Below are 15,117 nucleotides of genomic sequence, written 5' to 3'. Positions count from 1 at the left end.
GAACGAACGGCGCCCGCCGTAAGATCTCGGCAAGGAGATCCGGCGATGCGCCTTTCGAAGATTGATCTGAACCTGTTCGTCGTATTCGAGGCGATCTACAACAAGCGCAACCTGACGCGTGCGGCCGAGGTGCTGAATCTCACGCAGCCGGCCGTCAGCAACGCGCTGGCGCGGCTGCGCAAGACGCTGAACGATCCGCTGTTCGTCAGCACGCCGGCCGGGATGATGCCGACGCCGATGGCCGAGAACATCGTCGGCCGCGTGCGCGAGGCGTTGCAACTGCTCGATTCGAGCGCGCACGAAGGCGACGTGTTCGATCCGGCTTCGTCCGAGCGCGTATTCCGGCTCAGCATGAGCGACCTGACCGAAGCGCTGCTGCTGCCGGCGCTCGGCGAGTTGCTGCAGACGCATGCGCCCGGCATGCACGTGCGCAGCTACACGATGGATCGACGCGAAGTCGCGACCGCGCTCGCGAACGGGTCGGTCGACCTCGCGATCGACGCGCCGCTGATCGGCGACCCGCACCTGCACCAGGCGCTGCTCGTGCAGGACCGCTACGCGTGCATGATCCGCGACGATCACCCGTTCAAGGGCGATACGCTGACCATGGACGACTACCTGTCGATGGGCCACATCCACGTATCGAGCCGGCGCAAGGGCAGCGGGCACGTCGACGCGGAACTGACGCGGCTCGGGCTGCGCCGCAACATCCAGATGCGCGTGCAGCACTACATGGTCGCGCCGCTGATCGCGATGCGCGGCGATCTCGCGCTGACGGCGCCGCTGCGGCTGCTGCGGCGCTATCCGGCGCGGATTCTCGAACTGCCGTTCGAGATGCCGGGGCTCGACTACTTCTGCTACTGGCATCGCAGTGCCGATCAGGATCAGGGCAGCCGGTGGCTGCGCGAGCAGTTGATGACGCTGATGGGCGGGATGGGGGAGGGGCGGTGAGGAAACGCCGTGCATGCGGTCGTCGCCGTCGACGCGATCGGCCGCGCGCACCGTCCTGAGCGGTGGCCCTCGATAAGGCGTTTTTCGACAGTTGCGGCGACGTCATCCGTCGGTAGAATCGGTACTTCCCTACCGGAGTGCCTCGCATGGACTCTCACGCCCCGAATCGCCACGCGCTGGCGCCGCTCGCGTACCACGAAACCGTAGCCGACTATTTGCGCCGGCACGAGCCGGACGTCTGGCGCTGGACCGGCGAGCGCCAGACGCATGCCGAACAGCTCGAATCGCTGCGCGCTTCGTTGCTGCGGGAAACCTACCGGATCGACGCCGATGCGCACGGCAACGTCCATGCCGCCCTGGCGCTGGCGATGGAGCGGCTCGGGATCGTCGACGTGCCGGCCACGCTCTATCAGTCGCCAGGCACCCAGATGAATGCGTCGCTCGTATTCGTACCGGGCGAGATCCACATCCTGTTGCAGGGCCCCGTTCTGGAGCGGCTGGCACCGGAGGAGCTGCTGGCGATCCTCGGGCACGAGCTCGCACACTATGTGCTGTGGTCGCTCGACGGCGGCCGGTTCCTGACCACGGACCGGATCCTTAACGATGCGGTGGCCGCTCCCGGCGGAGCCGACAGCCATCGCGAGACGTTTCGGCGTTATGCGTTGCACACCGAACTCTTTGCCGATCGCGGGGGCGCATTGGCTGCGGATGCGGTGGCGCCCGCCGTTTCGACGCTCGTGAAGGTGCAGACGGGCATCAGCACGGTGGATGCCGCGGCTTATCTGCGTCAGGCCGCCGAGATCGAATCGAACGAATCGGGCGCCAGCGCGGCATTGAGCCATCCCGAGACCTTTATCCGGGCCCGTGCGCTTGCGTTGTGGTGGGACGGCGAGGCAAGCCTCGACAACTGGATCGACACGCGCCTGCACGGCCCGCTTTCGCTGGAGCGGCTCGACCTGCCGGGCCAGGCGCGCCTGCAGGCGCTGACGCGCGGATTCCTCGCGCATTACCTCGATGGCGCGTCGCTGGCCAGCGATGCCGTACTGGCCCAGGTGCGCATGCTGTTCCCGGACTGGCGCGACGATGAGCCCGTCGCCGGCCCGGATGCATTCGACGCGGCAGGTGTCGACGACAGCGTGCGCAGCTACCTGAACGCCCTGATGATGGATCTCGCGCTGGCGGACCCCGATCAGCGCGACGTGGCGTTGTTGCGCGCCGGGCAGGTTGCCCGGTCGCTCGGCAGTCTCGACGCATTGCAGCTCAACCTCCGGCGCGACGCGGGCCTCGGCAAGCGCGAACTCGAACGCTACAAGCGGCAACTGGCCGAGGAGAAGGACGCATGAACGACAGGATCGCCGACGGTGCGCCGCGCACGCTGCGTACGCTGATTGCCGCGCAGGCCGGCGCGGCATTGTCGACCGACGACGTGCTCGTGCTGGTGCTGCCGTTGTTCGCGCAGGTGGCGGAACTTCACGCGCAGGGCAAGGTGGCGTCGCTGGACGCGGACAGCATCGTGATCGACGAAGGGGGCGGCCTGGCGCTGCGACGCCCCGACGGCGAAGCGCCGCAGATGGACGTCGGCGCCGTGCATCGCGTCCAGCCGCACCCTGCGTCGGGCCTGAACATCGTCGGTGCGCTGCAACTGGAGCACACGCCCGATGGCCATCACAGCCAGACCGATCTTGCATTGCAGCTTGACGCAGCGGCTCCGGTTGTGCGGCCCGTCTATTTGCCAGGGTACGCGAGCTGGGAGCGATCCATCGGGCATCACGACGAGATCACCGACGTGTTCATGCTGGGGATGGTGCTGGCCAGCCTCGCATGCGGGCTGAACTTCGAAACCGAAAGCGACCTGCGCGCGTTCGTCGAGCATCGACGCAATCTGTTCGTGCTTCATGAACGGCTGCATCCGATCGTTGCGGCGGCGATCGTCGAAATGACGGAAGTAAACCGCCATGATCGCGCGACCGACGTGGCCGCGCTTGCGATGCGCCTGCGCACCTGGCGCGAGCAGCCGCTCGGCCTGGACGTCGAGCGTGCATTGGCCGGGGCGACAGGGGCGGCGTCGCGCCGCGGTGCAGTGCTGACGCACCTGCGCGACCGCTTGTTCGATCTGTCGCGTCGCAACCGGCTGCTGCATTTCCGGCCGACCGCGGCGACCGTCAACCTGACCGTGGCCAGCGTGCCGCTGATGCTGCATATCGAAAGCGTGCGCCCGGAGCACATCTGCACGTGGGGCGGACCGTTCGCCGCCGACCTCGTGGCCGGCAAGGCGGTGGCGTTACAGCAATGGCTGCGGTTCGACGATCAACCGTACCTGCCCGCGTCGCTGGACCGGCTGATCGCCGATACTCGCCGCGAACGGGCCGAATTCGGCTTCAGCAACCTGCGTCTCGTGATCGCGTTCCTGCGCTGGCACAACCTGAAGGACGCCCCCGACGAGCGTATCGTCTCGCCGCTGCTCTGGTTGCCGGTCGAACTCGTCAAGCGCAAGGGCGTGCGCGATCAGTACGTGATCCAGTGCGCTGGCGGCGACGCCGAATTCAATCCGGCGCTGCGGCACCATCTCAGTCAGCTCTACGACATCCGGTTACCCGAGACGGTCGACCTGGGCAAGATCACGCTGGCTGAGATTCATGCGGATATCCTGACGCAGATCCGGAGGTCGGAACCCTCGGTCGAGCTTCGGCTCGTCGACAAGGCGTCCGTACGGCTGGTGCGCCAGAAGGCACAACAGCGCATGCAGCAATACCGACGGCGGAAGCCCGCGGCACGTGCAGGCGGTTCGCACGGCGGTCGGCTGCCCTCTTTCAGCTATGCGCAAGACGATTACCGACCGCTCGGCCGCGCGTTGTTCGAGGAATGGGTGCGGCCGAGCGAACTGCCGCAGCGTTTCGAGGCCGGCGCCACGCCGGGCGCCAGCCTGCGTCGGCCGCAGATGGCGGGCGCAGCGGCAGAGGCCGTCGACGAGCGGCAGGGTTACGTGCTGCAGGAATCCGACGGGCATCGCTATGCGTGGGATTTCGATCTGACGCAGGTCACGCTGGCCAATTTCAACTACAGGAAGATGTCGCTGGTGCGTGACTACGCGCAACTGCTCGACGAGACCACCGCGAATCCCGCCTTCGACCGGGTGTTCTCGATCGAGCCGCGCGAGGTCGAAGCGTCGGCGGCCGCGCCGCTGCCGGCAGGAGAGCAATGGAACGTGGTGGCTTCCGATGCGACCCAGAATGCGTCGGTGAGCCTGGCGCGCAGCCAGCGCAGCTTCATCATCCAAGGGCCGCCGGGCACCGGCAAGTCGCAAACCATTACCAACCTCATCGCCGATTACGCGGGGCGTGGCAAGCGTGTGCTGTTCGTATGCGAAAAGCGTGCGGCGCTGGACGTGGTGTTCCACCGGCTCAAGCAGAGCGGGCTGGACGCGCTGTGTTGCCTCATCCACGATTCGCAGTCGGACAAGAAGGCGTTCGTCGCCGATCTGAAGAGCTGCTACGAGCGATGGATCGCCCAACCGCACGACAGCGAAGCGCTGCACGCACGACGAGCGGCGTTGATCGATGCGCTCGACGTACAGCAGCGACGCATCGATGCATTCGAAGCGGCGATGGCGGCTGCGCCCGACGCGCTGGGTGGCAGCGTGCGCACCTTGCTGCGGCGGCTGGTCGCGCTGCCGGCGGTACCGGATGTCGGCTTTGCTTTGCGCGAGCGCTTGCCGGCGCTGGCCGTTTGGGACCGGCATGGCGAGCTGACCCGGCGCGTGCATCGTGCGATGCGCGAACGGTTCGGCGCGAACAGTCTGGCCTCGCAACCTTTCGCACGGCTGTCTGCGGCGCTGCTGGCCGACGAGCGGGCATTCGGGCGGGTCGAGCAACTGTGCCAGGACGCCGACGCGCTGTTCGACGCGCTCGATCCGGTGCTCGACAGCACGGTGGCGTCGATCGGACACGCCACGGCGCTGTCGCGCGCATGCGCGATCGCAGCCGATTGCCAGTGGCTGATCGATACCGGCCTCGCCGCGCATCTCGACGTGCTCGATCCGGCGTCGTCCGCGCAGACGGTATTGCGAGAAGCCCGCGATGCGTTGTCCGCGCACGCAGACGCGCTCACGGCCGCGCAGGCTGCCACCGTGCACTGGCGAGACAAGCTGTCGCCGGGCGATACCGTGTCGGCGCTCGCACTCGCGCGCCGGCTCGAGGCGTCGGCGATGCGATGGCTGCAGCCGGCATGGTGGCGGTTGCGCGGCGAGCTTCGGCGTCGCTACGACTTCGCGCAGCATGCGGTGCATCCCGGCTACGTCAAGGTGCTGGAGCAGCTTGCCGCCGAGCAGGCCGCGGCTGCGGCACTCGACGCAGCCGATGTCGAGTGCCGCAAGCGCTATGGCGTGAGCGAAATGGCGGCGTTTCTGCGCGCGCTGGCCGAGCTGGAGGCGCGGCTGGCGTCGGACGGCGATCTGCGCGAACGGATCGCGAATCTGCGTCAGGCGGTCGATCCGCTTGCTGCCGCGCGTATCGATGCCGGCGCACGCGAGGCCCTCGACAAGCTCGAGCGTCGCATCCGCGACAACCTGGTCATGGACGATGACGTGTCGCTGGCCGAAATCGCCGAGGCGCTGCGCGATCTTCGGGAGGGACTGGACGACCTGCCTGATTTGCTGCCGCTGTTGCGTGCGGTCCACGCGGCCGACCCCGCCTATGCGGCGACGCTGCAGTCCGTCGACCTCGCGCCCGCGGAGCTGGAGGCGCTGATTGCCGACGAGGCGTTGCGCCGCCTGGAGCGCGAGAATCCGGTGCTCGCGCGATTCGGCGGCGTGGCGCTCGCACAGGCCGCGCGTGCCGCGGCCCGGATCCAGCGCGAATTGCTGACCGTGAATGCCCAGGTCGTGAGCGCGACGTTGCATCGGCAGTTTGCCGACCACGTGCGCCAGTCGTCGTTATCGGCGACGCAACTCGATGCCGACGGCAAGACCTTCAAGAAGCGCTACGCAACCGGCCGGCGCGAGCTCGAACACGAGTTCGGCAAAAGCATGCGCCACCGTTCGATCCGCGATCTCGCCGATGACGAAACGGGCATGGTCGTCAACGACCTGAAGCCGATCTGGCTGATGAGCCCGCTATCCGTATCCGATACGCTGCCGCTGTCGCCCGATCTGTTCGACGTGGTGATTTTCGATGAGGCCAGTCAGATTCCCACCGAGGAAGCCGTGCCTGCGCTCAGCCGTGCCCGTCAGGTCGTGGTGGTCGGCGACGAGATGCAGTTGCCGCCGACGAGCTTTTTCACGGCAGCGGGCGCGGATGGCGACGACGAGATCGTGATCGAGGAAGAGGGCGAGCGCATCGCCATCAATCTCGACTCCGACAGCTTGTTGAATCAGGCGGCGCGCAATCTGCCCGCGACGCTGCTGGCGTGGCACTACCGCAGCCGGCACGAAGCATTGATCAGCTTCTCCAATGCGGCGTTCTACGACGGTCGTCTCGTTACGATTCCGGACCGCGTGCTCGAGCGCGCCGACGAGGACGGGTGGTCGGTGCGGTCGAGCCAGGACGATGCCGGCATCGTGGGCGCCGATGCGTTGCTCGCGCGGCCGATCAGCTTCCATCGGCTCGACGACGGCGTGTACGTCGAGCGGGGCAACGTGCCCGAAGCGCGCTATATCGCGTCGCTCGTACGCGAGATGCTGCGCCGGGAGACGGGCCTGAGCCTCGGCATCGTCGCGTTTTCCGAGGCGCAGCAGAACGCGATCGAAGCGGCGCTGGAGGCACTGGCGGCCGAAGACGCCGACTTCGCCACGCGGCTCGAGCGCGAGTACGTGCGCGAGGACGACGACCAGTTCAACGGCCTGTTCGTGAAGAACCTGGAAAACGTTCAGGGCGACGAACGCGATGTGATCATTCTCAGCATCTGCTACGCACCGGGCCCGGACGGCAGAATGCTGATGAATTTCGGGCCGATCAACCAGCGTGGCGGCGAAAAGCGTCTGAACGTCATCTTCAGCCGCGCAAGGCACCGGATGGCGGTGGTTTCCACGATTCAAGCCGATGCGATCACGAACGTGCACAACGACGGCGCGGCCGCGCTGCGGGCATTCCTGCAATTTGCGCAGGCGAGCGCCACAGGCCAGTTCGACCGTGCACAGGCGGTGCTCGGTGCGCTGAATCAGGGTGCGCGCGATGCGTTCACGCGGCGGACATCGCCTGACGCCATTCGCGATGCGTTGGCCGAAGCACTGCGCGCACGCGGTCACCAGGTCGATATCGACGTCGGCCGTTCGCAATTCCGCTGCGACCTGGCGATCGTCGATTCGTCGAAGCGGGACTACGCGCTTGCGATCCTGCTCGACAACCCAGCCCATGTCGTGACCGATACGGCGGAGCGCTATGTATTCCGGCCCGGCATCCTGCGCGGCTTCGGCTGGCGTGTGCTGGACATCCCCGGGAAAGATTGGCTTGATGACCCGGCCGCGGTGCTGGCGCGCATCGAGGCAATGCTTGCTGACGGTGAAGATCGAGCACTCGATCAGGAAATCGAGCTGCCGCCGCCGGTTGTTCAGACGCCCGCGCAGGAGGCGGAAACTGTGCAGGGCGAGACTGCAGCGGCGACTGGCGTGCCGACGGAACGCGTGAGATCGCTGCGATTCGAGCAAGGCACTTCCAGCAAGTTCTGGCGCGCCAGCCTGCGGGGCACGGAGCTGAACGTGACGTACGGTCGGATCGGATCGGCAGGACAAGCCAACCTCAAGCAATTCGAAACCGTCGAGCGTGCACAGCGCGAGATGGACAAGCTGGTGGCGGAGAAACTGCGCAAGGGCTATGTCGAAGACCCGGCCGGGTGATGGCCGGCGTCCGATACGCCGCTCACGCAAGCGTTCCGCACGCAACTGCGGTCCGACTTCACGTTTTCGACGTTCCTCGCGTGGATCGACGGCGTGTTCGATTTGACCGGACGAAACGGGGCGATCCCGGGACGCCGGGTGTTCACGCGGGGCGGATGAACGGGGATAGCGGCGGCGCGCGGATGCGTGCCGCCGTATCGTTAGTATGAATCGTCGTCGAAGCGAGACGCCGCCGGCCGGCGCTTCATGTCCTTCAGCCAGCGCCTGACGTTGTCCGGATCCTCGAATTCGCGCAGCGCGACGGCCAGGTCCTGGTTGCTCCGCTGCATGCCGGCAATGTCGCGCGTCAGCATGCGCAGCACGGTATCGGGCGCGACCTTGGTGGACGACGCGATCCCGTACGTGCCCCTGAAATCGTTCTCGACGTGCACGATCTCCCGATCGAGCTCGCGCAACTGTTCCTCGAGGATGCCGTTGTAGCGCGTCAGCCGCGCTTCGCCGAGGCCGTCGATCGCGCGCCGGTCGATCTGTTCGATTTCCAGCTGCAATTCCAGCAACTGCAGCAGGTTGCCCTTGTCGTAAGCGTGATTGACGCGCTGCATCAGCGCGGTCTTGCGTGTCTGTTCGTTCGGATCGGATTCGCGATCGGGGTGCAGCGCGCTGGCCAGCTTGCGATAGATTTCGCGGATCGATTTGTTCGATTCGGCCTGTTCGGCCTCGATCCGCGCCTGCGCGGCCGATTGCTTCGGTGCTTTCTTGCGCTTCGCACGCTGCGCCTCGCGGGCCGCGTGAGCGGCCATGTCGCGCTCGAACTGGGCGTCGAGTTCGGCCTGCATCCGCTCGGCGAGTTCGTCGGGGGACAGCGAGTCGAGATCCTCGGGCGATGGCGACTGCGATTCGGGTTCCCGTTTCGGTTTCGTCGACTCGGGAGCGGCCGTTGCGTTGCCGACGTGGTCGGATCCGGCATGCCGGTGGTAAATCACCTTCAACGCCGCGTCGTCGCTGGTGTGCAGCAAATCGCGCGCCATGTCGACGATCAGGTCGGACAGCGTGCGCTGCTCGGCCTTGCTCAATCCCTTCTGCAGGAACGCGTCGTCGAGCAGATGGATCAGCCGGATGCGCAGCGCCGTTGCCTCCTGTTCGAGCGGCAATAGAGCGTCGACGAACTTCTTCTGGAACGCCGGCATGACGGCTTCCCACGCACCGAGACGTTCGCGCCGCTTTTCGATTTGCTCGACGAGCGTATTGAACGTCTTCTGGGCTTTCGACAGGCTGGCTGTCTCGTGGCTGGGCGCGATGGCGACCGCGGCACCGCGACGTCCGGTCATGATCGATGTCCTCCGGCCGCGGCGGGAGGCGCGGCAGGCCGGTATTTTAGCCGGATGGGTGCGCCCCCGAAACGGCTCGCGGCGCGTTAGCGCTTCATCGTCGCAGCCGCCGGCGCGCCCGAGTCCATGCCCGGTGCGCCGTTCGCCCCGTAGGCGGCTTCCGCGCTTTTGCGTTCCGCGAGGCGCTTGGCGGCGAGGCGTTCCTGCGCGGCGACGATGTCGCCCGGATAGTTGTCGCCGTCACCGGCGACCGGCTCGTAGCCGACCGACTCGAGATCGAGCAGTTCCTGGCGCACTTGCGCGCGCGTGAGCGTCGAGTGCGACGATTGTGCGTACGACGCGGCCGGTGCGGTGAGAAGGGCGGTAGCGGTGACAGTGGCGATGGCGGCGATGATGGATTTCACGGTTTCCTCGGACGATTTCGTTGCGGTTTGCTGAACCGACGAGGAAAGTTTAGGAACCTTGACCGGCCTGATAAATGGCGATTCCAGGCGAACTGTGTTCCAGAATGAGTGAGAGTGCGCGATGCTGACGGAACGCGATGGAGATCGACGTCATGTGAAAGCGCGATGCGACGACTGCGCTGACGCGTGTTCCGGCGCGTCATCGTTCCGTCAGTCGCCGAACAACTGCCCCTGCCCGGAGATCACGCGTTCGAAATCGTCGCGCAGGAACGGCAGGATCGCATCGGCGACAGGCTGAAGCTGACGGCTCAGATAGAACGCATAGTCGATCGGCGAACGCATTGTCTCCAGCGGCTCGGGGCCGGCCGTCGTCATCACGTAGCTGATCCAGCCGCCGCGCTGATACTGCAGCGGCCGGCCCTGCGCGAGGTTGAACTCGTCGGCGATGCGCGCTGCGCGCACGTGCGGCGGCACGTTGCGTTCGTACTCGCGCAGCGGCCGGCGCACGCGCTTGCGGTAGACGAGCTGGTCGTCGAATTGGCCGGCGAGCGTGCGCCGCACGTAATCGCGAATGAAATCCCGGTACGGCTCGCGCCTGAACACGCGCCGGTACAGCTCGCGCTGGAACTGCTGCGCGAGCGGCGTCCAGTCCGTGCGCACTGTCTCGAGCCCCTTGAACACGAGATCCTCGCTACCGTCGGCCGTCGCCGCGAGGCCCGCGTAGCGCTTCTTGCTGCCTTCTTCCGCACCGCGCACGGTCGGCATCAGGAACCGGCGGTAATGCCGTTCGTACTGCAGCTCCAGCGCGCTGTCGAGGCCGAATTGGTCGCGCAGGTGCGCATGCCACCAGCGATTCACGTGCTCGACGAGCGCGCGGCCCTTGGCGCCGGCTTCGTCGTCGTCGTGCGCGCGGCCGAGCCACACGAAGGTCGAATCGGTATCGCCGTAAATCACTTCGTACCCCTGCGCTTCGATCAGCTTGCGCGTGCGATGCATGATCTCGTGTCCGCGCATCGTGATCGACGACGCGAGGCGCGGGTCGAAGAAGCGGCAGCCGGTCGAGCCGAGCACGCCGTAAAACGAATTCATGATGATCTTCAGCGCCTGCGACAGCGGCGCGTTGCGCTGCCGCTTCGCGTCGTCGCGGCCCTCCCACACGCGGCGCACGATGTCGGGCAGGCAGTGCGCGGTGCGCGAGAAGCGCGCGCCGAGAAAGCCGGGCACCGATGCGTCGTCGCCGGGATTCGCGAGCCCTTGGATCAACCCGACGGGATCGATCAGGAACGTACGGATGATCGACGGATAGAGGCTCTTGTAGTCGAACACGAGCACCGAGTCGTACAGCCCGGGGCGCGAATCCATCACGAAGCCACCGGGGCTGTTCTGCCCCGTCACGTCGCCGAGGTTCGGCGCGACATAGCCGAGCCGGTGCATGCGCGGCAGGTACAGGTGCGTGAAGGCTGCCACCGACCCGCCGGTGCGGTCGGCCGCGAGCCCCGTGACGCTCGCCCGTTCCAGCGAGAAGGACAGCAGGTCGGCCTTGTCGAAGATGCGCGTGACGAGTTCGCAGTCCTTCAGGTTGTAGCGCGCGAGCGCGGGCTTGTCGTGATCGAAGCGGCGCTGGATCTCGTCCATGCGCTGGTACGGATTGTCGATCGACTTGCCTTCGCCGAGCAACGCTTGCGACACGTATTCGAGGCTGAACGACGGGAACGTCCACGTCGCCGATTTCAGCATGTCGATGCCGTCGAGGATCAGCCGGCCGGCCGCGCCTGCGAAGAAGTGGTCGGGCTGCTGGCCGTGCGCGCGCCAGTCGAGCACGCTGCCGCCGCGCCCGAGCTTGAGCGGCACGCCGTATTGCTCCGCGTGCGCATGCAGGATGCGCAGGTCGAACTGCACGAGGTTCCAGCCGATCACCGCATCGGGATCGTGTTCGTCGAACCAGTCGTTCAGGCGCGCGAGCATCGCGGCCCGGGTGTCGCAGTAGTCGAGGCGGAAGTCGACGGCGCTCGCGTCGGCATCGCTATTCGGCGGTCCGAGCATGTAGACCTGCCGTTGTCCGCAGCCTTCGAGCGCGATCGAATACAGCTCGCCGTGGACGCTGGTTTCGATGTCGAGCGACACGCAGCGCAGCGCCGGGCGGTAGCCGGTCGCGGGCTTCAGCTCGGCGCCGGTCAGCGTGCCGTCGCGGCCGGGCTGGCCGCGAAACTCGACGCATGCGGTGATGAAGCGCTCCATCGCATAGCGATCGGGCGGCTGCACGTCGGCTTCGTAGACGTCGACGCCGGCCGCCGCGAGGCGCTTCTGCAGCCCGGACAGATGGCGATAGCGCCGGCAATAGAGGCCGACGACCGGGCGCCGGCTGAAATCGCGCAGCGCGAGCGGGCGCAGTTCCGCGTCGCGTTCGCCGGCCAGCGTGCGTTCGGCGAGCGCCTGCTGTTCGGCCGGAATGAACGCGACGGCTTCCTGCGGGCGCAACCGCACGCGGCGCGGACCGTGTTCGGTCGCCAGCCAGAACTCGATCTCGATACCGGATGCGGTGTCCCGCCAGTGGCGGGTAAGGATGAAACCCTGCTCGAACGCCGTCAAAACGCTTGCTCGTCGTGGATGCCCAGGCGGCGGATTTTAGCGCTTGAACGGCTGTCGTGCCGCTGCGGGCGCTTGGCAACAGGCGGCAGGAAGCCGTCGAGCGATGCGGATGCGGCGCAACGGAAGCGACGGCATGGCGATGACGGCCGAGGTAGACGGCCAGGCACCCGACGGACAACGGACGCTATTCGCGACGCAGCGCTTCGAGCACGGTTGAGGGCGACCGCTGGCCGGCGCCATAACCGTTCGACTGTAGCCTGGGCATCATGCCGACCACGAAGTCGATGAACGCCCTTACCTTGGCCGGGACGTGGTTTCGACTGGGATAGTAGACGTAAAGAGGAAACGTCTCGTCGCACCAGTCCGTCAGAACCGGCTCCAGCGTGCCCGCACGCAGGTGCGTGTCGATTCCGAGGTCGATCACCTGGGCGATCCCGAAGCCGGCGAGGCAGGCGCCGATTTTGGTTCCCGCATCCGTGACGGTCAGGGTGCCGCTGACGGCCACTTTCACTTTCTCGTCGTCGCGCCAGAACTCCCAGTCGAAGGGTCTGCCGGTGGCCGGGTCGATCGCGAGGATGCATTCATGGCCGCCGTCGACGAGATCCTGCGGCGACCTCGGCCGACCGCGCTGCTCCAGGTAGGACGGCGCGGCCAGAGTCAGTACCCGCGGACTGTATAGCCTGCGGCAGACCAAGGTCGAAATGGACGGCGGTCCAAATCGGATGGCGAGATCGAATCCCTCGCTGACCAGGTCCGAGAGATCGCTCCGGGTTTCGAGCTTCAGGTGAAGCGCGGGGTGATCCTTCATGAACCGGGTCAGCTCCGGGGCCAGCACGAGGCGTGCGAACACGGCATCGCATGCGACACGGAGCGTTCCGTTGACGACCGAGGTCTGATCGGAGGCGTCGACGGCCGCCTCTTCGATTCCCTGGAGTAACGGCAGCACCTTCGACAACAACGCATGGCCGGCGTCCGTCACTTCGACGTGCCGGCTGGTGCGATGCACGAGCTTTGCGCGCAAGCGGTCCTCCAGTCGCTGGATGGCGCGACTGACCGCCGGCTGAGTCTTGCCCAGACGCGATGCCGCACGGCCGAAACTGCCGGATTCGGCCAGGGCTGCCAGGACGAGCAAGCCGCTGACCAGTCCTCCATCGAGGTCTTCCATCATCCATGTGTTCCTGTAATGGCAGCGATAACCGGCGCGCCGTAGCCGCGGGCGGGAAGGATCGCTCACTATACGAGCCGTTCACTACCGAGGAAAGCCGACAATGACCCAGACCCAAGCCGTCGTCGCTTTGATCGACGATTATTTCAACCTCGCTTATGAGCCGCAGAGCCGTGACTTCGACAAGATTTTCCATCCGAACTGCTTCGTTCAGTGGCTGGATGAAGGCCAGTTGCGCACGCTGTCGTCGTCGGAGTACGCGGCGCTCATTCACGGGAGGCCCAGTCCTCGATCGACCGGCGCGCCGAGAGACGAGGCGATCCTCTCGATGGAGCACGTCTCCGACAGCCTTTCAACGGCCACGGTGCGGGTGCGGATCGGCAACCGGCTGTTCAACGATCACTTCGTCATGCATAAGGTGGAGGGCGACTGGCTGATCTCGACCAAGGCGTCCGCCATCGTGCGTACGTTCGACTGAAGCGCAGCGCGGCAGTGTCCGGTTTCGTCGGCGTGCGACAAGATGCGCGCCGACACCGACGAATGAAAACCGCGGGAAATTCATCGATTTCCCGCGGCTTTCATGCTGCCGAGCATTGACCGACTTGAAGCGGGCGCCTGAGGCCCGACTCGAACCGGCACTGCTCAAACATGCCCTTCATGCTCGATCGGGCTGCCATGCGCGGGCCGTGCGGCCAGCGACGGCAGCGGCGCACCGCTTGCCCGCGCCGCCCGCTTTGCCCACATCGCCGTCAAAATCGGCACGAGTATCGCGGTCACGAGGCACGCGGTCGCGACGATCGCGGTGGCCGCCGGCACCATCGGCTTGAACTTCGGAATCATCTCGCCGATGATCGCCGGGTTCGCGACCGCGGCGCCCGCCGTCGACGACGCGGCAAGCCCGGCCGTTCCATTGCCGCCGCCCAGGACCTTGTCGGCGAGCATCAACGGCACGCCCGTCACGACGATCACCGCGAGCCCGAGCGCGATGCCCGGCAGCCCGCTCTTCGCGATCACGTTCAGATCGATGCCGTTGCCGAGCGCGAAGCCGAAGAACGGAATCAGCGGATGCACGCAGCGTCCGAACAATTCGCGCAGCTCCACATCGAGGTTGCCGAGCGTGAAGCCGATCAGGAACGGCAGCACCGCGCCGACGAAGAGCCGCGTCTCGAACACCGCGACGCCGGCCGCGCCGAGAATCAGCATGCTGACGAGCGGCCCCGATTCGATCGACATCAGCACGAACGCGCCGGCTTCTTCCCGGGTGCCGTACTGCTGCATCACGGCCGCATAGAGGCCGCCATTGGTCATGTCCATCGACGTCGTGATCGCGAGCAGCGACAGGCCCGCGAACAGGCCCGTGCGGATGCCGTCATCGGGGATGAAGCGCGCGGCGATCACCGTCGCGAGCCATGCGGCCGCGATTTTCGTCGCGAGCAGCGTGCCCGATTTGCGCAGCACGACGCCCGTCGCGCGCAGGTCGATCGTCGCGCCCATGCAGAAGAACCAGACGGCGAGAATCGGCACCGTGCCGGCGATCAGGCCGTTGGTGAACGAGCCGAAGTACTTCCCGGCGTTCGGCGCGAACGTGTGCACGCACGCGCCCAGCAGCATCGGGACCAGCATGAGTCCGCCCGGAATGCGGTCGATGGCCTGTTTCAGCTTCACGTCTCCTCCGTGGACGTCGATGCGTCCCGTTGTCGAATGATGTCTGCTGACTGACTATAGGACAGGATTCGGAACGATGGTCCGTTTTTGTGAGTTTCGATGGTCGTCGTATCATCCGGAAGCGGTGGGGGTCGTAGCGACCACGGTCGCACAGGATCAAGCGCGCGTCGGTTGCGAACCGGCAAA

At 66.3% G+C, this 15,117-nt stretch carries 9 protein-coding genes; 4 read left to right on the top strand and 5 right to left on the bottom strand.

Annotated features, from left to right (window positions below; genetic code table 11):
- The first annotated feature begins 45 nt into the window (after window positions 1–45).
- From WS96_RS16585 to WS96_RS16575, 3 genes are all read left to right on the top strand, one after another.
- Window positions 46–951 (top strand): LysR family transcriptional regulator, encoded by a 906-nt coding sequence (locus WS96_RS16585; RefSeq protein WP_059833874.1) that lies wholly within the window; start codon window positions 46–48, stop codon window positions 949–951.
- 146 nt (window positions 952–1,097) lie between these two features.
- On the top strand, window positions 1,098–2,294 hold the full coding sequence (locus WS96_RS16580) for a M48 family metalloprotease (RefSeq protein WP_059833872.1): 1,197 nt from the start codon (window positions 1,098–1,100) through the stop codon (window positions 2,292–2,294).
- Window positions 2,291–7,780: an AAA domain-containing protein gene (locus WS96_RS16575; protein WP_059833871.1), complete on the top strand. Its 5,490-nt coding sequence runs from the start codon at window positions 2,291–2,293 to the stop codon at window positions 7,778–7,780. The genes WS96_RS16580 and WS96_RS16575 overlap by 4 nt, the downstream gene beginning before the upstream one ends.
- Window positions 7,781–7,980: 200 nt before the next feature.
- On the opposite strand, the gene WS96_RS16570 is transcribed toward WS96_RS16575, so the two are convergent.
- The 4 genes from WS96_RS16570 to WS96_RS16555 form a co-directional block, all read right to left on the bottom strand.
- Entirely contained in the window at window positions 7,981–9,108 is a 1,128-nt protein-coding gene (locus WS96_RS16570) for a J domain-containing protein (protein ID WP_059833869.1), read from the bottom strand.
- Window positions 9,109–9,194: 86 nt separating this feature from the next.
- Window positions 9,195–9,512, bottom strand: a complete 318-nt coding sequence (locus WS96_RS16565) for a DUF4148 domain-containing protein (protein WP_034205712.1) — start codon at window positions 9,510–9,512, stop codon at window positions 9,195–9,197.
- A gap of 210 nt (window positions 9,513–9,722) precedes the next feature.
- Window positions 9,723–12,101 (bottom strand): DNA polymerase II, encoded by a 2,379-nt coding sequence (locus WS96_RS16560; protein ID WP_059833867.1) that lies wholly within the window; start codon window positions 12,099–12,101, stop codon window positions 9,723–9,725.
- A gap of 184 nt (window positions 12,102–12,285) precedes the next feature.
- The gene (locus WS96_RS16555) at window positions 12,286–13,269 is read right to left on the bottom strand and encodes a LysR family transcriptional regulator (RefSeq protein ID WP_230624855.1); all 984 of its coding nucleotides are present in this window, start codon (window positions 13,267–13,269) and stop codon (window positions 12,286–12,288) included.
- Window positions 13,270–13,369: 100 nt separating this feature from the next.
- Here WS96_RS16555 and WS96_RS16550 point away from each other — a divergent pair, with 100 nt between their 5' ends.
- Window positions 13,370–13,744, top strand: coding sequence for a nuclear transport factor 2 family protein (locus tag WS96_RS16550; RefSeq protein ID WP_059833865.1), 375 nt, complete (start codon window positions 13,370–13,372; stop codon window positions 13,742–13,744).
- A 164-nt stretch (window positions 13,745–13,908) separates the two neighbouring features.
- On the opposite strand, the gene kdgT is transcribed toward WS96_RS16550, so the two are convergent.
- The gene (gene kdgT / locus WS96_RS16545) at window positions 13,909–14,931 is read right to left on the bottom strand and encodes a 2-keto-3-deoxygluconate transporter (RefSeq protein ID WP_059833863.1); all 1,023 of its coding nucleotides are present in this window, start codon (window positions 14,929–14,931) and stop codon (window positions 13,909–13,911) included.
- Between the last annotated feature and the right edge of the window lie 186 nt (window positions 14,932–15,117).

The organism is Burkholderia sp. MSMB1835 (genome assembly GCF_001526365.1).
Taxonomy (GTDB): domain Bacteria; phylum Pseudomonadota; class Gammaproteobacteria; order Burkholderiales; family Burkholderiaceae; genus Burkholderia.
This window is presented reverse-complemented; position numbering and strand designations above follow the sequence as displayed.